Raw genomic sequence first — 19,067 nt, 5'->3', positions numbered from 1 at the left:
CTAGGGGACACAAAAGACCGTACTTGTGACCTGTGTCGGTACGTCCAGAAACTGAGGCTATGTCAAACAAGGAAGCGCCCGCGCCGGTACGAGCGGCACAGGACCAGGGCGCCGCGCCCGACCGGCGGCGGTGGCTGGTGCTGGCCGTGGTGTCCGGCAGCCTGCTGCTGTGCGGCATCGACCTCACCGTGCTGCATGTCGCCGTGCCCAGCATGAGCCGCGAACTGGAGCCGTCCCCGGCGCAGTTGCTGTGGATCGTGGACGTCTACTCGCTGACGCTCGCCGCCCTCCTCGTCACCTGCGGCACGCTCGGCGACCGGATCGGCCGGCGGCGCATGGTGCTCAGCGGCTTCCTCACCTTCGGCCTGGCCTCGGCGGCGGCCGCCTTCGCCATGTCCACGGCCCAACTCATCGCGGCCCGCGCGGCACTTGGCGTGGGCGCGGCGATGATCATGGCGTCCACGGTGGCGATCATCAGGGTCGTCTTCACGGACGACCGCGAACGGGCCGTGGCCCTCGGCATCTGGACCTCCGCGCACAGCGTCGGCGCGACCATCGGCCCGCTGGTCGGCGGGCTGGTCACCGAGCGGTGGGGCTGGGGCGCGGTCTTCCTGATCAACGTCCCCGTCATCGTCGTACTCCTGGCCGTCGGCGCGCGGGTCATCCCGGAATCCCGCAACCCCGTCCCGCGCCGCTGGGACCTGGCCAGCGTCGTGCTGTCCGTCACCGGCCTGGCGGGCGTCGTCTACGCGCTCAAGCAGGCGGGCGAACACGCCGGAGTGAACGCGGTCATCGTCACCACGGCGGCGGCGGGCGGCGCCCTGCTCTACGTCTTCGTCCGCCGCCAGCACCGCCTCGCGGAACCGCTCCTGGACTTCACCCTCTTCCGCGAACGCCGTTTCACCACCGCCACGTTGTGCGTGATCGGCTGCTTCGGCAGCTATGTCGCCCTGCTGTTCTTCCTCACCCAGTGGCTCCAACAGGTGGGCGACTACTCGCCGTTGCGTGCGGGCCTGGCCCTGATGCCACTGGCCGCCGCGAACGCCGTGGGCGCGATCACCGCGCCCTGGACGGCGGCCCGCTGGGGCGACCGCCGCTCCCTCACCGGAGCGCTCGCCCTCTTCGCGACCGCACTGGCGTTCATCGCGCTGGTCGGCGACACGGGCCACTACGGCGTACTGCTCCCGCCGCTGCTCGCCGCCGGCTACGGCGCCGGCATCGTCATGACCCTGGGCGCCGACTCCATCATGGGCGCCGCCCAGCCGGAGCGCTCCGGCGAGGCCGCCGCCATCCAGGAGACGTCCTTCGAACTCGGTGCGGGCCTCGGCGTCGCCGTCCTCGGCACCGTTTTGACCGCCGCGTACCGCACAGGCCTGCCCCAGGTGTCCGGCCTCACCCCGTCCGAACGGACCACGGCACAGGAGTCCTTCGAGGCGGCGGAAGGCCTCGCGGCCCGACTCCCGAACGGCACGGGGGACTCTGTCCTGCACGCGGCCCAACAGGCGTACGACCGAGGTTTCACGGCGGTCGTCGCCATCGCGGCGGTGGGCCTGGTGGCCACGGCGACCATGGCGGCGGTCCTGCTGCGCGAAAGAGAGGGGACGGAGGAGAAGGACGGTACAGGGGAGGCCGAGGCCCTCTTGCCGCCCGGTTGAGGGCCTCCTACCCTGCTCTTCCCACTGGTTGGCTGGGGGGAGCGGCGTTGGCCATGGGCGTACCGTCCGTACCGTCCGACGAAGAGATCCTCCAGGCCGTCGAGCGGTTCCTCTCCCGGCGCGGCGTGCCCGTCAGCCGCCTCGCCGACCCCGGTGCGGCGGCCGTGTCCTGGCAGTCGGTGCTGGAGTGCCGGATCGTAAGGTCCATCGAACGGCGCGAGGAGCGCCGGATCCGGGTCGAGGGCAGGAGGAGCGGGAAACGGGGCGTCGCGAGCGGCCCGACGTACACCGACCTCGCGACCCATTCCGTGGCCCCGCCCGCCGACCCGGCGACCCCGCACCAGGTCACGCTCCTGCGCGAGGGATCCCTGACGGAGACGGAGTGCGGCGACTGCGCCGCCGGGAAACAGGACTGCGAGCGGTGCGACGGCCGAGGCGGCCACACCTGCCGCCGTCATGTCGAATGCGACGTCTGCCACGGCGGCCCCGACGCCTGCTGGGAGTGCGACGGTACGGGCCACCCGCGCACCCATCGGGTCCGGCGCACCGCCCCCCGCCCCGAGGACGCGCGGGAACGGGCCGAGTGCCGCCGCTGCAAGCGCCCGGAGGTGGCCTGCCCGAAGTGCCTGGGCGAGCGCCAGCTGCCCTGCCCGACCTGCGCAGGCTCCGGCCGGGTGACCTGCGACGCGTGCAGGGGCGCGAAACGGCTCCGGCACGGGGAGTGCGCGGGCACCGGCTGGTTCACCGAGTGGACCCAGGGAGTCGTCACCCACACGCCCCACACCGACGAACTGAGGACCGCCGCCTACCCGTTCCTTACCAGACTTCGGAAGGGCCAGTGGCACTACGCGACCCTGACCGCCGCCACCGACGACCTCCCGGACTTCCTGGAAGACGCCCACCGCAAACAGCTCACGCCGGTTCTGGCCGTCAAGAAGCAGGAGGTACGACGCCGGGTCGACCTGCGCTACCTCCCCGTGGCCCGGGTCGTGATCACTGGGGAACCGGACAGCGTCTACTACGCCTACCCCGGCCACACCGCCGTCAAGGTCCTCCACCGCCCCAGCAAGGACCGCGTCACGGCCCTGGCCTGGTGCGTCGCGGCCGTCATCGCCCTGGTCGCGGTGCTGTGGCTCACGGTGTGGCGCTGAGCGGACCGGCTTTGAGCGCGTGCAGGAGGTGCGCGAGGGCGCGGGGGGTGGGGGTGGCGATCTCTTGGGGGCGGTCGCTCTCGCGGAGGTGGAGATAACCGGGGGAGGGGGCCGCCAGCTCTACGCACTCGCCCTCGCCGCCCGTGCTGAACGACGACTTCTGCCAGACGAGTTGAGGCACGGCGGGTTCCTTTCACAGGGTGTACATGACGTGCTGGATGAGGCTCAGCGAGTCGCGTGACTCATGTGACTCGGGTGCTGACTGCGGGTCCACGGGTGCCAGCGCCAGCTCCGAGAGTCGCTCGAACATCTTGGCGTACTCATCGAGTTCGGCTCCATCCCACAGCAGGAGCGAGTTCGTCGGGTGTTCCAGGTAGACCGTGTCCAGTTCAGGGACGCCGGTCCCGAAGATGACGAACGACCGGCTGTGGGCGGCGTAGACACCTGCCTCGAACGGGTACACCTGCACCGTCACGTTGGACAGCCGGGAGACCTCCATCAACCGCAGCAGCTGCTTTCGCATGACCTCCGGGCTGCCGACCCGGGTGTGCAGGGCGGCTTCGTGGATGATCGCGTGGTAGGCGGCGGGTGAGCCGCTGGTCAGCACCTGTTGCCGGGCCATGCGGAACTCGGCGTATCGATCGGCCCGTTGAGGCTCCGACTCGGTCGCGGTGAGGACGGCGTGGGCGTACTCCTCGGTCTGGAGCATGCCCGGGATCACCAGCGGATTGTGGGTCCTCAGTATCGTCGAACGGGATTCGAGCTCGGCCAGATCCCGGCCCGCCGGGCCGATGGTGTCGGTGAACTCGTGCCACCAGCCTTTTCCGTTCTCCTGTGCCATGGCCATGACGGCGTCGAAGTACGGCCCCGGCGGACAGTCGTAGTGCCGGAGCACCATGTACAGGCGGTTGCGGGACACGTCGATGCGCCCGGTCTCGATGTTGCTGATGCGGGCGCGGTCCGCGCCCAGGAAAGCCGCCGCCTGCTCGCCGGTGAGTCCGGCGCGGAGGCGCAGTTTGCGCAGCTCGGCTCCGAGCCTGCGCTGACGTTCGCTGGGGTTGCTTCTGGGTGCCATGTGGACCTCCTGGCCAGCAGTCTGCCGACCTCGACGACCGTGAGTCATCGCGCTGTCGGCTGATCACCCACTTGGGTGACAGGTGCGGGAGAAGCTTGCGGCAAAGGAAAACATTTCCCTACCGTCGACAGCAAGCGCCACCCGGAAGTACCCCCGCCCTCAAGCCAGTTACAGAGGCCCGGACCTGGTCACCGCGTGGACACCCACCCCCGAGAAGGAGCCCTCCGTGGACGACCCGCCCAGCGTCTCCCTCACGTTCCCACCCCACCCCGCCTGGGTCCGCACCGCCCGCGAAACGATCCGCACCCTCCTCACCGCCTCGGCCCGCCAGGACCTCACCGACACGGCAGTCCTGCTGACCTCGGAAGCCGTCACCAACGCCATCAACGCCTGCACGGACAAGGGCTGCACCACCCCCGTCACCCTCCACGCCGGCTGGACCGATCCCCACCGCCTCCGCATCCTCATCCAGGACGAGGCCCCCGGCCTGCCCGCCCTCCGTACCTCCACCCACAACGACGAGGACGGCCGCGGCATACACCTCATCTCCACCGGCGCCGACGCCTGGGGCGTGTGCACACACGGTCCGGGCCGGGGGAAGGCGACGTGGTTCGAGCTGGTGGGAATCCAAGAGGCCGAAATGGCCAGCGTCTGGCATGAGTCAGAGGCATAGTCATTCGTTCGACTGAACGGGCTACTGTTTCGACCGCCGGAACTGAGACGCCTCGCTACGTTCCTGTCTCATGGTCAGCTCAGCACACGAGGCGATGCACCAGATCTTCAGGGAGGACCCGGGGCTGTTCGCCCGGGCGCTTCCCCGGGCCGGCATCCCCTTCCCCGAACCCACGGAGATCCGGACCCTCGACACGGATCTCACCGAGATCAAGCCGCTCGAACGCCGGGTGGACACCCTGCTCCGGGTCGACACGGCAGACAGCGGCAGCTTTCTGCTCGCCGTCGAGGCCCAGAGCAAACCGGTCCAGGACAAGCTCAACAGCTGGACGTACTACTTGGCTCACCTCTACGCCAAGTACGCGCTCCCGCCGATCCTGCTGGTCGTCTGCGGGGACAAGGCCACCGCGTCTTGGGCCGCCGAACCCATCCGCATCGGCCTTCCCGTCCACACCAGCCTGGCGGTGTTTCCCCTGGTCCTGGGCCCGGGCAACCTTCCCGCGATCACCGACCCCGAGGAGGCGGCGCAGGACCTGCCACTCGCCGTCTTCTCCGCGCTCGCTCACGCCAAAGACCCGGGCCTTCCTGTGATACTGGAAGCGTTGGCGACGGCACTGACCGGCGCTCATAGCAAGACCGCGGAGGCCTGGGCCGAATACACCGAGATCGGCCTGGGCGACGCTCGGGCTCGTCGACTCTGGAGGCAACTGATGAACCTGCCGCCCGCAAGCCGCTTCCCCGGCAGTGGCACCCTCATTGAAGAGACCCGCCTCCGGGGACGCGCAGAGGGTGAAGCCAAGGGGCGAGCCGAGGGTCGGGCCGAGGGCCGGGCCGAAGACATCATTCGCATCCTCGGTCTGCGAGGCGTCGAGGTCCTCGAAGACGCTCGGGAGCGCATCACCGCCTGCACCGACCTGGACACCCTGGGCACCTGGTTCGACCGGGCGCTTACGGCGGCGGACACCAACGAGCTGTTCGAGGTGGCGTAACCAGCGCTCACTCACATGAAGTGCCTCCGGCGGGTGTCGGTCAGGGTGTCGCTTGGCGTGGCGGTCGTGGCCCCGGAGGACGGGCTCGGTTCCCTGGCTCGTTAGGTACAGCGAGCGTTCCTCGGGGGTGAGGTCGCGGTTGACGGCTCGTTGGATCCGGCGGATCGCACTGGCTGGGGTGGGTAGGTCTGCGTCCCAGGTGCGTACGGAGCCGTCGTGGCTGCCGGTGGCGAGGGTACGGCCGTCGGGGCTGAGAGTCGCCAGGACCGGGGCAGTTCGTAGCCCGACAGTATGGTCTTGGTCCGGCCGGTGACCGGATCGAACAGCCGTATCTCGTCCGAGTCGAGCGCCAGAATACGGCCATCGGGGCGGAACACCGGGGCACGGCAGGTGCCGCAGTCGGGGAACGTACGCACCAAGGGTCCGCTCTCCATGGCATAGAGCCTGGTCTCGGCCTCCCGCGTAGGACTCGTCCGGTACGCCTCCACGGCCAGCAGCGCCGCCAGGTCCGGATCCGTGTCGGCCAGTGCCGTCGACTGGGCGGCGAGCTGGCGGGAGAGCGCGGTGCGTTGCTGCGCGAGGGCGGTCTGGCGTTGGCCGTAGGCGAGGCCTGCGGCGAGGACGGCGAAGACGAGCAACACGGTCACGGCGGTGGAGAAGACCCGTAGGCGTCGGGTCGCGCGGACGGCCGTCCGGCGTTCCCGGTCGCGGGCGGTGACGCCGAGGCCGCCCTGGAGCCGGAGACCCGCCAACGGGCTCTCACCGAGCGCATCCGGACGTTCATCCGGCAGAACCTGCACGACCCCGAACTCACCCCGCCTGTGATCGCCGCTGCCCACCACATCTCCCTCAGCTACCTGCACCGCCTCTTCCAACAGCAGCCACAGAGTGAGACCGTCGCGGCCTGGATCCGCGGCCAACGACTCGAAGGCGCCCGCCGCGACCTGGCCAACCCCACCCTGCACGCCACCCCGATCCACACCATCGCCGCCCGCTGGGGCATCCCCCGCCCCGCCGACTTCAGCCGCGCCTTCCGAACCGCCTACGGAATACCGCCCACCGAATACCGTCACCAGACGCACCAGACGCACCAGACGCACCAGACGCACCAGACGCACCAGACGCACCAGACGCACCAGACCCGCCAGCTTCCCCCGCCGCACTGCTCCTGACGGAGGGCGACCTGGTTCGAGCTGGTGGATATACTGGAGTCGTTCGTGGATATCCAGGAGGCCCTCTCGTGACCAAGACGCTGATCGACATCGACGAGGACCTGCTGGCCGAGGCGGCCATAGCGTTCGGGACCAAGACCAAGAAGGACACGGTCAACGCCGCCCTCAGGGAAGGCGTCGAACGCAAGAAGCGTGCCCTCGCGCTGGCCCGGCTCGCGGCGCGGGCGGACGCGGGCGACTTCGACGTGTTGCTGGACAAGGAGAACTACCGTCGATGAGCACGGCCGTCTACCTCATCGACACCAGCGCTCTCGTCCGCATCCTGCGGCGGCCTGCCCGCGCCCTCTGGGAGAAACCCTTGGAAGAGGGCCTGATCGCGCGCTGTCCGCTGACCGAGGTCGAGTTTCTGTGCAGCGCCAGGAACGCCGAGGACCGGGCCGCGCTGGCCCACGATCTGGACCTGCTGTTCGGCTGGACTCCCTTGGACGACCGGGCGGTCACCCGCGCATGGGACGTGCAACGGGAACTCACCGAGAAGGGCCGACATCGATCCGCGGGTGCGGTGGACCTGCTCGTCGCCGCGACGGCCGAACTCCAGGGGCTGACCATGCTGCACTACGACAACGACTTCGAGACCATCGCCTCGGTCACCGGGCAGCCCACTCAGTGGCTCGCGGCCCCAGGCCGCCTCTGAGTTCAGCGGCTCCGACCGGGACGGGATCCGCGCCGCACATGACAGCGGGGCACTGCCGTACATGACAGCGGGGCGCTGCCGCACACGACAGTGGGGCGCGGCACGCCCCCACAGCGTGCCGCGCCCCTCCCCCTGCCCCCAGGCCAGATGGTCATGTGAGCCACGTGGGTCGTGTGGGTCAGGTGAGCCACGTGGGTCATGCGATCAGGCCGTCTCGACCCCCGGCAGCGTCCCCGTCCGAGCCGCCTCCCCGTACCACCGTGCGCTCGACTTCGGGGTGCGGGCCAGCGTCGCGTAGTCCACGTACACCGCGCCGAAGCGCTTCTCGTAGCCGTACGCCCACTCGAAGTTGTCCATCAGGGACCACAGGTAGTAGCCACGGACGTCCGCGCCGTCGGTGATGGCGCGGCGGACCGCCGAGAGGTGGCCGTGGAGGTACGCGATCCGCTCCGGGTCGTGGACGCGGCCCTCGGGGTCGGGCTTGTCGTCGTAGGCCGCGCCGTTCTCCGTCACGTACAGGGGCAGGCCCGGGGCCTCCCTCGTGTAGCGCATGATCAGGTCGTGCAGGCCCGTCGGGTCGATCGTCCAGCCCATCTCGGTGCGCTCGCCCGGGGTCTGGTGGAAGGCGACGTCGTCCGCGGCCGGCCAGGGGGAGTGGTCGCTCGCGCCGTGGCCGTCCGACCTCGGACCCTTCGCCGCCGCGTCCGTCGCGGAGACCAGCGTGGGCGTGTAGTAGTTCAGGCCCAGCGCGTCCAGGGGCTGGTTGATGGCGCGCAGGTCGCCGTCGAGGACGTAGGACCAGTCCGTCAGCGACGAGGTCGCGGCCAGCAGCGTCTCCGGGTACGCGCCGCGCAGCATCGGGCCGTGGAAGACGCCGTTGGCCAGGTCGTCGATCTTCTGGACCGCCGCCAGATCCGCCGGGTCGCCGGGCGAAAGAGGCCGTACCACCGAGGAGTTGAGGCTGACGGCGATGGAGTTGCGGGCGGGCATGGCCGCGCGCAGCGCCGACGTGCCCAGGCCGTGCGCCAGGTTGAGGTGGTGTGCCGCCTTCAGGGACGCCGCCGGGTCCGTGCGGCCCGGCGCGTGCACGCCCGACGCGTAGCCCAGGAACGCGCTGCACCACGGCTCGTTCAGCGTGATCCAGTTCTCCACGCGGTCGCCGAGCGCCTCCCCGACGATCTGCGCGTACTCCGCGAACCGGAACGCCGTGTCCCGCTCCGGCCAGCCGCCCGCGTCCTCCAGCTCCTGGGGCAGGTCCCAGTGGTAGAGCGTGACGGCGGGCTTGATGCCCTTCGCCAGCAGCTCGTCCACCAGCCGGCGGTAGAAGTCCAGGCCCACCTGGACCGCGGGGCCCCGGCCGGTCGGCTGGACCCGGGACCAGGAGATCGAGAAGCGGTACGCCGTCAGGCCGAGGTCCGCCATCAGGGCCACGTCGTCGCGGTAGCGGTGGTAGTGGTCGACAGCGATGTCACCGGTCTCGCCGCCGGCCGTCCTGCCCGGCGTATGACTGAAGGTGTCCCAGATCGAGGGGGTACGGCCGTCCTCCCGCACCGCTCCCTCGATCTGGTACGCGGACGTCGCCGCGCCCCAGAGGAAAGCGGGAGGAAAGGTCACCGGGGTAACGGGCTGAGGCATGGAAGCGCTCCCATGAGTGGTCGTCGAGATCGACGAGGTTGGGGGGAAGTCGTGCGAAGGGGGCCGAGGCCGCGGTGACTCGACCCCCTGGAAACGAAGGCGTCAGCCCTTCACAGCGCCCTGCATGATGCCGCCCACGATCTGCTTGCCGAAGATCGCGAAGACCAGCAGCAGCGGCAGCGTGCCCAGCAGCGCGCCCGCCATGATCAGGGACTGGTCGGGCGTGTACCCGCGGCCGAGGCCGGCGAGCGCGACCTGCACGGTCGGGTTGCCGGTCTGGCTCAGCACCAGGAACGGCCACAGGAAGTCGTTCCACGTCTGGACGAACATCAGCATGCCGAGCACCGCCATCGCCGGGCGCGCCGCGGGGAACACCACGTGCCACACCACGCGCCAGCTGCTCGCGCCGTCCACCCGGGCCGCCTCGATGATCTCGTCGGGCAGCGCCTGGATGAGGTACTGCCGCATGAAGAACACACCGAACGCGCTCACCAGCGACGGCAGGATCACCGCCTGGAGCTGGTCCGTCCACTCCAGCTTGGCGACCATCATGTACATGGGGATGATGCTCAACTGCGGCGGCACCATCATCGTGCCGATCACGATCAGCATCAGCGCGCCCCGGCCCCGGAACCGGAGCTTGGCGAAGGCGAATCCGGCGATCGTCGACAGGAAGACGACGGTCGCCGCCGAAATCCCCGCCACGATGGTCGTGTTGACGAACGCCTTGCCCAGGTTCGCGTCGTTCCAGGCCACGTCCAGGTTGTGGAAGAGGTTGGAGCCGAACACGAACGGCGGCGGGTTCTCTGCCAGCCGGTTGTTGTCGCGGGACGCGGCGATCGCCGTCCACACCAGCGGGAGCAGCGAGACGAGGGTGAACACGCCCAGGATGATGTAGGCGATCGGTCCGCCGTGCATCTGCCCGCCGGCCCGCGCGGACTTCGGCCGGCGCACCTTCCGGGCCGTCGGCACGGCGTCGTCGGGTTCCACGGACTTCGCGGTCGTTGTCGTCGTCGTCACGGCCGGTACTCCTAACTACTGGCGCGCAGCCGGCGCGAGATGACGTAGTTGACGATGCCGACCACGATCAGGATCAGGAACATCGTCCAGGCGATGGCCGAGGCCCGGCCCAGGTGCTGGTTCACCCAGCCCTGCTCGTACAGGTACAGGCCCAGCGTCTGGAACTGGTGCTCCGCGCCGCCCGACGCGCCCTTGTTGGCGTCGAACAGCAGCGGCTCGCCGAAGACCTGACTGGCGCCGATCGTCGACACGACGACCGTGAACAGGATCGTCGGCCGCAGCGACGGCAGCGTCACGTGCAGGAACTGCTTCCAGCGGCTCGCGCCGTCCAGCGCCGCCGACTCGTACAGGTCCTGCGGGATCGCCTGCATCGCGGCCAGGTAGATCAGCGCGTTGTAGCCGGTCCACCGCCAGATGATGATCGACGAGACGGCGATCTGCGACGGCCACTTGTCGTTCTGCCAGTCGATCGCGTCGATCCCGACGAAGTGCAGCGCCCAGTTGATCATGCCGTAGTCGCGCCCGAAGAGCAGCACGAAGACCAGGGAGGCGGCCGCGATCGAGGTCGCGTACGGCGCGAGCATCGCGACCCGGTAGAAGGTCGAGGCGCGCAGCTTGTAGTTGAGGATGTGGGCGAGGCCCATGGCCATCAGCAGCTGCGGAACGGTCGAGATGATCCCGATCGTCAGGGTGTTCTTCGCCGCGTTCCAGAAGAAGTCGTCGTCGAAGATGCGCGAGTAGTTGCGCATCCCCACCCATGTCATGTCGGTGGGCGAGGTCAGCTCCACCTGGTGCAGCGACGCCCAGCCGGTGTAGATCAGCGGGAACAGGCCGAACGCGACGAACAGCAGGAAGAACGGCGAGACGAAGGCGTACGGACTCCAGCGCTTGTCCCGCTGCCAGCGGCGGGACAGCCGGGCCCGATGCCGCTGCTCCGCCTCCGTGGGAACGGCGGCCGGGCGGCCCGGGGCCGCGCCCCCCTCCTTGGCGGGGGGCGCGGCGGTGTCGTGGCGGGTGGCCATACGGGTCACTTGTCCAGGTTGTTGTCGATGGTCTTGGTGGCCGTGGACCAGGCCTCCGCCGCCGACTTGCCCTTCGTCACGAGGAAGACGCCGTTGTCGGACAGGCCCTGCTGGATGATCTGGTCCTTCGGGCCGATCACCTGCACCGGGGCGGTCTTGGCGGCCTCGGAGAAGACCGTGCCGACCGGCGAGTCACCGGTCATCGCGTTCTTGGCGCCGGTCACCTCCGCCATCGTGTACGTGCTCGGCGCGCTCGGGAAGTTGCCCTGCACCTTGAAGAGCTTCGCCTGCTGCTCGGGCGCGGTCAGCCACTTGACGAGCTCCTCGGCCTCCTTCACGTGCTTGCCGCTCTTGGGCACGCCCAGGAAGGAGCCGCCCCAGTTGCCGGACTTGGGCGCGACGGCCACGTCCCACTTGCCGGCGTCCTCGGCCTTCGCGTTGCCCTTGATGGTGCCGAGCATCCACGGCGGGCAGGCGATGGTGGCGAACTTGCTCTGGGCGATCGTCGTGTTCCAGGCCGGCGTGAACTGGGACTGGGCCTGGACCAGGCCCTCCTCGGCGGCCTTCGCGCTCAGGTCGAACGCGGCCTTCACGGCCGGGTTCGTCTTGTAGATGATCTCGCCGGAGGAGTCGTAGAACTTCTCCTTCTCACTGCTGAGGATGGCGTTGAGCAGACCGCCGGGGGAGTCCATGAAGAACGTGCCCGCCTTGGCCTTCTCCTTGTACTGCTCGCCGGCGGTGATGAACTTGTTCCAGTCGCCCGCCCACAGCGCGCCGACCTTCTCGCGGTCGGTGGGCAGACCGGCCGCCTCGAAGAGGTCCTTGCGGTAGCAGAGGGCCATCGGGCCGACGTCGGTGCCGAGGCCGATCGTCTGGCCGTCCTTGGAGGTGGCCTGCGACCACTTCCAGTCCAGCCATTGGCTCTTGTCGACGCCCGAGACCTTCGACATGTCCTCGAACTTGGCCGCCTGGGTGGCCACGACCTCGGCGATGTTGCCCACTTCGATGGCCTGGACGTCCATCAGGCCGCTGTTGGTGGTGAGGTGGTTGACGAGCGCCGGGTAGTAGTTCTCGTTCTTCTCCGTGACGTTCTCGGCGATCTTGATGTCGGGGTGGAGCTTCTCGTACTCGGTGTAGAGACCGGCCTCCTTGAAGCCGAAGGTGCCGAACAGGCCCAGCGTGATCGTCGTCTGGCCCTTGCCTCCGCCCGACGAGGAATCGTCGGAAGCGCTGTCCTTGCCGTCGTCGGCACAGCCGGCCAGCAGCCCGGCGCCCAGCGACGCGACGGCCGCGAGGACCACCACCCGGCGGGTGGTTCGGGTACGTGCTCGCATTGCGTCCTCCTGTTGCCCTGACGTGCCGACCCCCCGGCCAACTGCATTGTTGGGCCCGTTAGTTACTCGCTGCGGCTCGGGCGGGGAACGTGCGGGATGTGTATGTGTCAGGTACCGTGGGAGCGCTCCCACAGGTGATGTGTTGAAGAGTCGTCGGTTCGGGCGGGGGTGTCAAGGGTGGGGGCGCGGAGAGATGCGTTCAGTTATCGGGCTGTTAGCTAACCCCGGAGAGTGGTGCACATATGGCCCATTTCGGGATAGAACAGACTGTCGGGCGACGATCGGTCGAACAGTCGGGACTGTTAGATTCCAGGCCAGCGTGATGACGACGGCGGGAAGGCGGAGCCCATGGCAAGCCACGGACCACGGGGGCGGAGCGGTGGTCGGCCGACCCTCGAAGAGGTGGCCGCACGCGCCGGCGTCGGCCGCGGCACCGTCTCCCGGGTGATCAACGGCTCGCCGAGAGTCAGCGACGCGACCCGCGCGGCCGTCGAGGCGGCGGTCGCGGAACTCGGCTACGTCCCCAACACGGCCGCCCGCGCCCTCGCCGCCAACCGCACGGACGCGATCGCCCTGGTCGTCCCCGAGCCGGAAACCCGTTTCTTCGCCGAACCGTACTTCTCGGACATGCTGCGCGGTGTGGGCGCGGAACTCGCCGACACCGAGATGCAGTTGCTGCTGATCTTCGCGGGTAGCGACCGCGAACGGCGAAGGCTCGCCCAGTACCTCGCGGCGCACCGCGTGGACGGCGTGCTGCTGGTCTCGGTCCACGCCGACGACCCGCTCCCCGACCTCCTCTCCCAGCTGGAGATCCCGGCGGTGATCAGCGGCCCGCGCTCGGCCGCGGAGACCCTCCCCTCCGTGGACTCCGACAACTACGGCGGCGCGCGTTCGGCGGTCGAGCATCTGCTGTCCCGCGGTCGCACCCGCATCGCCCACATCACCGGCCGCCTCGACGTCTACGGTGCTCAGCGGCGCGTCGACGGCTACCGCGACGCCCTGCGCGACGCGGGCCACGAGGTGGACGAGGGCCTCATCGAGCTGGGCGACTTCACCGAGGAGGGCGGCCACCGGGCGATGACGGACCTCCTCGCCCGCACCCCCTCCCTCGACGCGGTGTTCGCCGGCTCGGACGTGATGGCGGCCGGCGCCCGCCAGGCCCTGCGCGAGGCGGGCCGCCGCATCCCCGAGGACGTGGCCCTGGTCGGCTACGACGACTCGGCGATCGCCCGCCACATGGACCCGCCCATGACCAGCGTCCGTCAGCCCATAGAGGAGATGGGCCGCAGGATGCTGGACCTGCTGCTGACGGAGATCGCGGACCGCCGCCCGGCGGTGTCCCGGGGCCTGGAGCCGCGCCAGGTGGTGCTGGCCGCGGAGCTGGTGGGACGGGCTTCTTCCTAGGGCCGGTCCGGCGGATCAGGTCGGAGGGCGGGTGCGGCGGCTGATCAGCGGGGCAGGTCGAGTCGCCATCTGGTCTCGCCGTCCTGCTGTTCCTCCGTCGGGGACAGTCCGGCCGCCGCGGCCACGGCGGCCGACGCCCGGTGCTCGGGATGGATGTGCGCCACGACCGTACGAACGCCCTGTTGCCGGAGCCACCCGACGAGTCCCCGGGCCGCCTCGGAGGCGAGTCCGCGGCCCTGCCAGGGGACGCCGACGACCCAGGCGATCTCGGCGAGACGCCCCTCGTCCGTGACGGTCGCCTGGACGGTGCCGACCAGGCAAGTCCCTTCCCGCAGCACCCAGTTGCACCAGCCGACGCCCGGATCCGGGGACCCGGCGACGAGCCGCTCGTAGCGCGCCCGCAGCGCCTCGGCCGGGTGGGGGGAGCCGCCGATGAAGGTGTGCAGCGCGGGATCGTCGAGAACGGCGGCCATCTCCCGCGCGTGTGCGACGCGCAGGGGGAGGAGGGCGAGGCGGGCGGTGCTGATCGGCTCGGCGGGTATGGCGGACGACCGCATGACTGCTCCCGGGAAACACATCAGCCGGTGACCTCCCTTACGGGAAGTCACCGGCTGATGACTCAGGGTGAGTGACGGGACTCGAACCCGCGGCATCCTGGACCACAACCAGGTGCTCTACCAGCTGAGCTACACCCACCATGACCGGCGGTTCACTTGGTGGTTTCTCCGACCGGCTGAGAAAAAGTGTACAGGGTCCGAAGGGGTGCTCGCGCACGGCTTTCTCGGGGCCGTTCGCGGGACTTCTGCGGGGCTTCCAGCGGGGCTTGTGGCGGGGGTTCTAGTGGGTGGGCAGGACGTGCTTGGCGGCGATCGCCTTGGCGGTGTCGGAGTCCGGTCCGGGCTGGGGCACGAACACGGCCTCGCGGTAGTAACGCAGTTCCGCGATGGACTCGCGGATGTCGGCGAGGGCGCGGTGGTTGCCGTTCTTCTCGGGGCTGTTGAAGTACGCCCGCGGGAACCAGCGCCGGGCCAGCTCCTTGATCGAGGAGACGTCCACGATGCGGTAGTGGAGGTAGCCCTCCAGCGCCGGCATGTCCCGCAGCAGGAAGCCGCGGTCGGTGCCCACGGAGTTGCCGCACAGCGGCGCCTTCCCGGGCTCCTTCACATGCTCCTTCACATACGCGAGCACCTGCTCCTCGGCCTCGGCGAGCGTCGTCCCGCCGGCCAGCTCCTCGAGCAGCCCCGACGTGGTGTGCATCTGGCGCACCACGTCCGGCATCGTCTCCAGTGCCCTGTCCGGCGGCCGGACGACGATGTCGACACCGTCGCCGAGAATGTTCAGCTCGGAGTCGGTGACGAGGGCGGCCACCTCGATGAGAGCGTCTTCGGACAGCGAGAGGCCGGTCATCTCGCAGTCGATCCACACCATGCGATCGTTCATGCGACCACCCTAAAGCTGACGTCGGCTTTTAGGACGCCCCAGGTCGGTGCCGACCTTGCTGGGGGCTGTCGCCCCCCGGCCTCCGCTTCGGCCCTGAAGGGGCCTCGTGCTCGAACGCCGGACGGGCTGAAACACCCGTCCGGCGCTTGAGGAATCCCTTACACGGTCACATGCCGCTGCGCTGCCCCGGCAGGCTCGCCCGTGATGCGTACGCGTCACGGCCGTGGTCCGACAGGGACGATCCCGAACCCACCGCGCCCGCGGAGGCGGTACGCCTCAGCTGGGGCGGCACCGGACCCGGGCCCTCCGGATGCAGCACCGACGGCGGGCCCGTCGGCGCGCCCGAAGGAGCCGGCTCCCGCGGCTCGCTCTCCGTCGGGCGTTCGGCCTGCGGCCTGCGGGCCCGGTACGCCGCCCGGTACGCGGCCGGGGACGAGCCCAGCTGACGGCGGAAGTGGCCGCGCAGGGCCACCGGCGAACGGAAGCCGCAGCGGCCCGCGACCTCGTCCACCGAGTAGTCCGACGTCTCCAGCAGGCGCTGCGCCTGCAGGACGCGCTGGGTGATCAGCCACTGGAGCGGTGCGCTGCCGGTCAGGGACCGGAAGCGACGGTCGAACGTCCGGCGGCTCATGTACGCGCGCGCGGCCAGCGTCTCCACGTCGAACTGCTCGTGGAGATGCTCCAGCGCCCAGGCGACGACCTCGGCGAGCGGGTCGGCGCCGATCTCCTCTGGTAAAGACCGGTCGAGATAGCGCTCCTGGCCGCCCGATCGGCGCGGGGGGACCACCAGACGCCGGGCCAGCGCGCCCGCCGCCTCGTTGCCGTGGTCCGTCCGCACGATATGAAGACAGAGATCGATTCCGGCCGCCGTACCCGCCGACGTCAGTACGTCGCCGTCGTCCACGAAGAGTTCTCGTGGATCCACGTGCACCGACGGATAGCGCTTGGCCAGCGTCGGTGCGTACATCCAGTGGGTCGTGGCCGGTCGGCCGTCCAGCAGGCCCGCCGCAGCCAGCACGAATGCGCCGGTGCACAGGCCCACGATGCGGGCGCCCTCTTCGTGCGCCCGGCGCAGCGCGTCGAGCGCCTCCTCCGGTGGCGGAGAAGTGATCGAACGCCAGGCCGGTACGACGACCGTGCCCGCTCGCGAGATCGCTTCCAAGCCATGTGGCGCGGTGAGTTCCAGGCCCCCTGTGGTGCGTAGCGGACCCTCTTCGCCGCCGCACACCAACAGGCGATATCGCGGCACGCCGGCGTCCTGGCGGTCAATCCCGAACACCGACAGCGGAATGGAACTCTCGAAGATGGGGCCGCCGCTGAACAGCAGCACCGCGACGATCTCCTTGCGGCGTCGCCCGGAAAGTTTCCGGGCCGCGGCTTCCGGCGCGGCAGTGGAGTCGTGGCTCATACTGCTAAGCCCCCCTCGGTGGTCGCGGCTCCTCGGTTGTGTCGCTCCTGCACGTTTCCCCTCGGTCCTGCACGAGTCCCCCGCCGTAGACAGTCAAGATCGAATCTACTGTGTCGCGTGGTGCCGGAGTGGCCAGTTCACCACCCGGCAGATTGTCGACTTGGCAACTTGGCGTGAAGCATTCGATCACGAAGCGTTGCACTCGTGGGCCGTGCAGGGAAGTGCGCCTCGTCGTGGTGGCCAATCCCCGTAGGGTGCGCAGGTCCCCTGAGGCCCTTTCCGTGCAGGTGGAACGGGGGGTGGGGGGTGGTTACGGCAAGGGATGCACAGGGGACGGAAGTTGGCTGAAAAGAAGCGGGCGCGTGCGTGAAAACCGGTCAACCGACCGGTGAGTTTCCCCCGGAGTGACGAGCGCCACGATGAGAGCCCGTTCCGGAGCGCTGGCGGCGGCCCCGATGGTGCGGGTGCGGCGGCTCCTCCTCGGCGAGCAGCCGGGCCGCGTACCGCTCGGACCGGCGCAGCAGCAGTCGGCACACGGCCGTGACGGCGGCCAGGCCCAGGGCGGTGCCGGCCGCGCCGGCGAGGGAGGCGCCGTACCAGAGGAGTACCACCGGGACGAGGACGCAGCTGAAGGCCGCCCAGCGGATCAGGTCGGTCGCCCGGTCGTCGCCGGCGGCGGCGGGCGCTTCGGGGGTGCTACGGGACGAGAGCATGGGGCCGGCTCCTCTCCTTCGGCGGTGAACGGCGGTGAACGGCGGTGAACGGCGGGAAACGCCGGTGGGGCGATGGGACGGCGGTGGGGCGGCAGTAGGTGACGGTACGCGGCGGTGCACAGGGTTCAACGCGTGTTCGAGCGGTCGGTCACTCACCTGTGTGTCCCGGATAAGCGAACCCTGTGCAAACCGCCTGTACGGGGCAGCAGCCATTGCGTTACGGGCGGCTGCTCGTGCATGCTCCCTGGAACCCCCACCGACCGTGGGCGGGATCTGGGCCGAAGAGGCGTGCCGCCGTACCCTTGGGGGTATGGGGTTGGGAAGATGATTCCCGGACACAGCTCCGGTGCTCATCGCCGTCCCACCCGCACAAGGCACGCACCACGTTCCACCTCGCACCACGTACAACAAGGACTGTCGTCCCCCGCATAAGGATCGATTCGCCGAGACAGCCATGGCCGGTCACGAATTCTTCGAACCCGCGGACCGCAAGCGGCCCGTCGCCGATCCCACGGCGGCCGAGCCCCTGGCGGCGGAAGAGGCACGCCCCTCCTGCGATCCCGCCTTCAAGCACGGTGTCGTCGTCGGCTTCGACGGCTCCACCTCCAGCGAACGCGCCCTGGCGTACGCGATCGGCATGGCCCACCGCTCCCGCGCGGGCCTGATCATCGTGCACGTGGCCAACCGGCTGCCCACCACGGTGTGGGCCGGCTGCGAGCCGCCGGTCTTCGTGGACGTGCCGGACCATCGCACCGAGGTGCTCGGTCTGGAGCTCGCCTGCGCGGAGTATCTCGCCGAGGTGCCCTGGATCCTGGTCGAGCGCGGCGGCGACATCTGCCATGAACTCGAAGAGGTGGGGCGGGAGTACGAGGCGGACGCGATCGTCGTCGGGTCCACGCACGGCATCGTGGGCCGGATCTTCGGCTCTGTCGCCGGACGGCTCGCCAAGCGGGCGAAGCGGCCTGTCATCGTGATTCCGTAACTCTCCCGGAAATCTCCCGGAACTCTCCTGAATTCGCGGTCCTCTCAGGGTGTTTGTGCGTTTGTGAAGGGCATATATCGCTCACACAAGTGCACATGCATGAAGGGAGCCCGCCGTGGACAACGACGTCTCTGCGGGAAGCACGGGAAGCACCACCGTGATCGCCGGCCGACTCGCCCTGGGCGTCACCCTGTTGGCCTTCGGCCTCGGGTACACCGATCTCATCGACGGCGTGACGGCGGCCGACGCCGTCTCCATCGCCCACTACGTCGGGGGCGTCGCGCTGTTCGTCGCCGGCCTGCTCGCCCTCCGGGACCGCGACTCGGCCACCGGCACCGCCTACACCGTCCTGGGCGCGTTCTGGTTCACCTGGGCCGTCTCCTCCGGGGCACAGGTCTCCGACAACGCCGCAGGGCTCTTCCTGCTCCTGTTCGCCCTCGTGGCGCTCTCCCTGACCCTCGCCGGCGGCGAGCCGCTCGCCCAGGGCGCGCACGGGCTGTTCTTCGTCTCGCTGGTGCTGCTGGCCGTCGCCCGCTTCGCCGACAGCGACAGCCTCACGAAGGCGGGCGGCTGGTTCGCCGTCGCGGCGGGGGCGGTCGCGTGGTACGCGGCGACGGCGGCGCTCGCGCACTGGCCTACGGCGTTTTCGCGACGGGCTGCCCGGCCCGGGGTGACGGCTACGGGTTGACGGCAGCCGGTGC

20 protein-coding genes, 1 tRNA gene and 1 pseudogene are annotated in these 19,067 nt (G+C 69.8%); 10 read left to right on the top strand and 12 right to left on the bottom strand.

All coding sequences use genetic code 11. The annotated features are described in order from the left end of the window. The first annotated feature begins 59 nt into the window (after window positions 1-59). Both OG562_RS15565 and OG562_RS15560 read left to right on the top strand, forming a co-directional pair. A complete protein-coding gene (locus OG562_RS15565) occupies window positions 60-1,655 on the top strand; it encodes an MFS transporter (protein ID WP_266397802.1) in 1,596 nt (531 codons plus the stop codon). A 53-nt stretch (window positions 1,656-1,708) separates the two neighbouring features. Further along, window positions 1,709-2,806 (top strand): hypothetical protein, encoded by a 1,098-nt coding sequence (locus OG562_RS15560; protein ID WP_266397800.1) that lies wholly within the window; start codon window positions 1,709-1,711, stop codon window positions 2,804-2,806. Here OG562_RS15560 and OG562_RS15555 read toward each other — a convergent pair. After that, on the bottom strand, window positions 2,790-2,987 hold the full coding sequence (locus tag OG562_RS15555) for a DUF397 domain-containing protein (RefSeq protein WP_266397798.1): 198 nt from the start codon (window positions 2,985-2,987) through the stop codon (window positions 2,790-2,792). The genes OG562_RS15560 and OG562_RS15555 overlap by 17 nt on opposite strands. A gap of 12 nt (window positions 2,988-2,999) precedes the next feature. After that, window positions 3,000-3,881 carry a helix-turn-helix transcriptional regulator gene (locus OG562_RS15550; protein WP_266397796.1) on the bottom strand — a complete coding sequence of 294 codons (882 nt, stop codon included), beginning with the start codon at window positions 3,879-3,881 and terminating at the stop codon, window positions 3,000-3,002. A gap of 226 nt (window positions 3,882-4,107) precedes the next feature. On the opposite strand from OG562_RS15550, the gene OG562_RS15545 reads away from it, so the two are divergent. Both OG562_RS15545 and OG562_RS15540 read left to right on the top strand, forming a co-directional pair. Continuing rightward, window positions 4,108-4,554 (top strand): ATP-binding protein, encoded by a 447-nt coding sequence (locus OG562_RS15545; RefSeq protein WP_266397793.1) that lies wholly within the window; start codon window positions 4,108-4,110, stop codon window positions 4,552-4,554. Window positions 4,555-4,624: 70 nt separating this feature from the next. Next, a complete protein-coding gene (locus OG562_RS15540) occupies window positions 4,625-5,542 on the top strand; it encodes a hypothetical protein (protein WP_266397792.1) in 918 nt (305 codons plus the stop codon). A gap of 101 nt (window positions 5,543-5,643) precedes the next feature. Here the strand turns inward: OG562_RS15540 and OG562_RS15535 are convergent, their stop codons facing one another. After that, the gene (locus OG562_RS15535; RefSeq protein ID WP_266397791.1) at window positions 5,644-6,294 is read right to left on the bottom strand and encodes a hypothetical protein; all 651 of its coding nucleotides are present in this window, start codon (window positions 6,292-6,294) and stop codon (window positions 5,644-5,646) included. Here OG562_RS15535 and OG562_RS15530 point away from each other — a divergent pair. From OG562_RS15530 to OG562_RS15520, 3 genes and pseudogenes are all read left to right on the top strand, one after another. Beyond that, window positions 6,259-6,714 (top strand): annotated as a pseudogene (locus OG562_RS15530) (helix-turn-helix transcriptional regulator); the annotation flags it as partial. The gene OG562_RS15535 and the pseudogene OG562_RS15530 sit on opposite strands and share 36 nt — an antisense overlap. Window positions 6,715-6,782: 68 nt before the next feature. Beyond that, on the top strand, window positions 6,783-6,992 hold the full coding sequence (locus tag OG562_RS15525; protein WP_266397790.1) for a type II toxin-antitoxin system VapB family antitoxin: 210 nt from the start codon (window positions 6,783-6,785) through the stop codon (window positions 6,990-6,992). After that, a complete protein-coding gene (locus OG562_RS15520) occupies window positions 6,989-7,408 on the top strand; it encodes a PIN domain nuclease (RefSeq protein ID WP_266397788.1) in 420 nt (139 codons plus the stop codon). Before OG562_RS15525 ends, OG562_RS15520 begins: the two co-directional genes overlap by 4 nt. A gap of 204 nt (window positions 7,409-7,612) precedes the next feature. Here the strand turns inward: OG562_RS15520 and OG562_RS15515 are convergent, their stop codons facing one another. The 4 genes from OG562_RS15515 to OG562_RS15500 form a co-directional block, all read right to left on the bottom strand. Next, complete coding sequence (locus OG562_RS15515) at window positions 7,613-9,043, bottom strand: GH1 family beta-glucosidase (protein WP_266397787.1); 1,431 nt, start codon at window positions 9,041-9,043, stop codon at window positions 7,613-7,615. A 102-nt stretch (window positions 9,044-9,145) separates the two neighbouring features. Continuing rightward, window positions 9,146-10,033: a carbohydrate ABC transporter permease gene (locus OG562_RS15510; RefSeq protein ID WP_266409279.1), complete on the bottom strand. Its 888-nt coding sequence runs from the start codon at window positions 10,031-10,033 to the stop codon at window positions 9,146-9,148. Between the two features lie 41 nt (window positions 10,034-10,074). Then, on the bottom strand, window positions 10,075-11,085 hold the full coding sequence (locus tag OG562_RS15505) for a carbohydrate ABC transporter permease (RefSeq protein WP_266409278.1): 1,011 nt from the start codon (window positions 11,083-11,085) through the stop codon (window positions 10,075-10,077). 5 nt (window positions 11,086-11,090) lie between these two features. After that, window positions 11,091-12,419, bottom strand: a complete 1,329-nt coding sequence (locus OG562_RS15500; RefSeq protein ID WP_266397784.1) for an ABC transporter substrate-binding protein — start codon at window positions 12,417-12,419, stop codon at window positions 11,091-11,093. 348 nt (window positions 12,420-12,767) lie between these two features. Here OG562_RS15500 and OG562_RS15495 point away from each other — a divergent pair, with 348 nt between their 5' ends. Further along, the gene (locus OG562_RS15495; protein ID WP_266397781.1) at window positions 12,768-13,823 is read left to right on the top strand and encodes a LacI family DNA-binding transcriptional regulator; all 1,056 of its coding nucleotides are present in this window, start codon (window positions 12,768-12,770) and stop codon (window positions 13,821-13,823) included. Between the two features lie 44 nt (window positions 13,824-13,867). Here OG562_RS15495 and OG562_RS15490 read toward each other — a convergent pair whose 3' ends face one another. The 5 genes from OG562_RS15490 to OG562_RS15470 form a co-directional block, all read right to left on the bottom strand. After that, the gene (locus OG562_RS15490; protein WP_266397778.1) at window positions 13,868-14,380 is read right to left on the bottom strand and encodes a GNAT family N-acetyltransferase; all 513 of its coding nucleotides are present in this window, start codon (window positions 14,378-14,380) and stop codon (window positions 13,868-13,870) included. Between the two features lie 66 nt (window positions 14,381-14,446). Further along, window positions 14,447-14,519, bottom strand: a tRNA-His gene (locus OG562_RS15485). 141 nt (window positions 14,520-14,660) lie between these two features. Continuing rightward, entirely contained in the window at window positions 14,661-15,263 is a 603-nt protein-coding gene (orn, locus tag OG562_RS15480; protein ID WP_266397775.1) for an oligoribonuclease, read from the bottom strand. 166 nt (window positions 15,264-15,429) lie between these two features. Continuing rightward, complete coding sequence (locus OG562_RS15475; RefSeq protein WP_266397773.1) at window positions 15,430-16,671, bottom strand: helix-turn-helix domain-containing protein; 1,242 nt, start codon at window positions 16,669-16,671, stop codon at window positions 15,430-15,432. A gap of 377 nt (window positions 16,672-17,048) precedes the next feature. Then, the gene (locus OG562_RS15470; protein WP_266397772.1) at window positions 17,049-17,384 is read right to left on the bottom strand and encodes a hypothetical protein; all 336 of its coding nucleotides are present in this window, start codon (window positions 17,382-17,384) and stop codon (window positions 17,049-17,051) included. A 454-nt stretch (window positions 17,385-17,838) separates the two neighbouring features. Here OG562_RS15470 and OG562_RS15465 point away from each other — a divergent pair, with 454 nt between their 5' ends. Both OG562_RS15465 and OG562_RS15460 read left to right on the top strand, forming a co-directional pair. Continuing rightward, window positions 17,839-18,366 (top strand): universal stress protein, encoded by a 528-nt coding sequence (locus tag OG562_RS15465; RefSeq protein ID WP_266397770.1) that lies wholly within the window; start codon window positions 17,839-17,841, stop codon window positions 18,364-18,366. Between the two features lie 115 nt (window positions 18,367-18,481). Further along, the gene (locus OG562_RS15460) at window positions 18,482-19,054 is read left to right on the top strand and encodes a GPR1/FUN34/YaaH family transporter (RefSeq protein ID WP_266397768.1); all 573 of its coding nucleotides are present in this window, start codon (window positions 18,482-18,484) and stop codon (window positions 19,052-19,054) included. The last annotated feature ends 13 nt before the right edge of the window (window positions 19,055-19,067 follow it).

Origin of the sequence: Streptomyces sp. NBC_01275, from assembly GCF_026340655.1 — a bacterium.
Lineage (GTDB): Bacteria > Actinomycetota > Actinomycetes > Streptomycetales > Streptomycetaceae > Streptomyces.
Note: the sequence above shows the minus strand (reverse complement) of the source record. Positions and strands in the feature narration are given on the sequence as shown.

Coding starts and splice junctions, on each gene's coding strand:
- OG562_RS15565 (WP_266397802.1), top strand. CDS start 60: ATGTCAAACAAGGAAGCGCCCGCGCCGGTACGAGCGGCACAGGACCAG.
- OG562_RS15560 (WP_266397800.1), top strand. CDS start 1,709: ATGGGCGTACCGTCCGTACCGTCCGACGAAGAGATCCTCCAGGCCGTC.
- OG562_RS15550 (WP_266397796.1), bottom strand. CDS start 3,881: ATGGCACCCAGAAGCAACCCCAGCGAACGTCAGCGCAGGCTCGGAGCC.
- OG562_RS15540 (WP_266397792.1), top strand. CDS start 4,625: ATGGTCAGCTCAGCACACGAGGCGATGCACCAGATCTTCAGGGAGGAC.
- OG562_RS15520 (WP_266397788.1), top strand. CDS start 6,989: ATGAGCACGGCCGTCTACCTCATCGACACCAGCGCTCTCGTCCGCATC.
- OG562_RS15515 (WP_266397787.1), bottom strand. CDS start 9,043: ATGCCTCAGCCCGTTACCCCGGTGACCTTTCCTCCCGCTTTCCTCTGG.
- OG562_RS15505 (WP_266409278.1), bottom strand. CDS start 11,085: ATGGCCACCCGCCACGACACCGCCGCGCCCCCCGCCAAGGAGGGGGGC.
- OG562_RS15500 (WP_266397784.1), bottom strand. CDS start 12,419: ATGCGAGCACGTACCCGAACCACCCGCCGGGTGGTGGTCCTCGCGGCC.
- OG562_RS15495 (WP_266397781.1), top strand. CDS start 12,768: ATGGCAAGCCACGGACCACGGGGGCGGAGCGGTGGTCGGCCGACCCTC.
- OG562_RS15490 (WP_266397778.1), bottom strand. CDS start 14,380: ATGCGGTCGTCCGCCATACCCGCCGAGCCGATCAGCACCGCCCGCCTC.
- orn (WP_266397775.1), bottom strand. CDS start 15,263: ATGAACGATCGCATGGTGTGGATCGACTGCGAGATGACCGGCCTCTCG.
- OG562_RS15475 (WP_266397773.1), bottom strand. CDS start 16,671: ATGAGCCACGACTCCACTGCCGCGCCGGAAGCCGCGGCCCGGAAACTT.
- OG562_RS15470 (WP_266397772.1), bottom strand. CDS start 17,384: ATGCTCTCGTCCCGTAGCACCCCCGAAGCGCCCGCCGCCGCCGGCGAC.
- OG562_RS15465 (WP_266397770.1), top strand. CDS start 17,839: ATGGCCGGTCACGAATTCTTCGAACCCGCGGACCGCAAGCGGCCCGTC.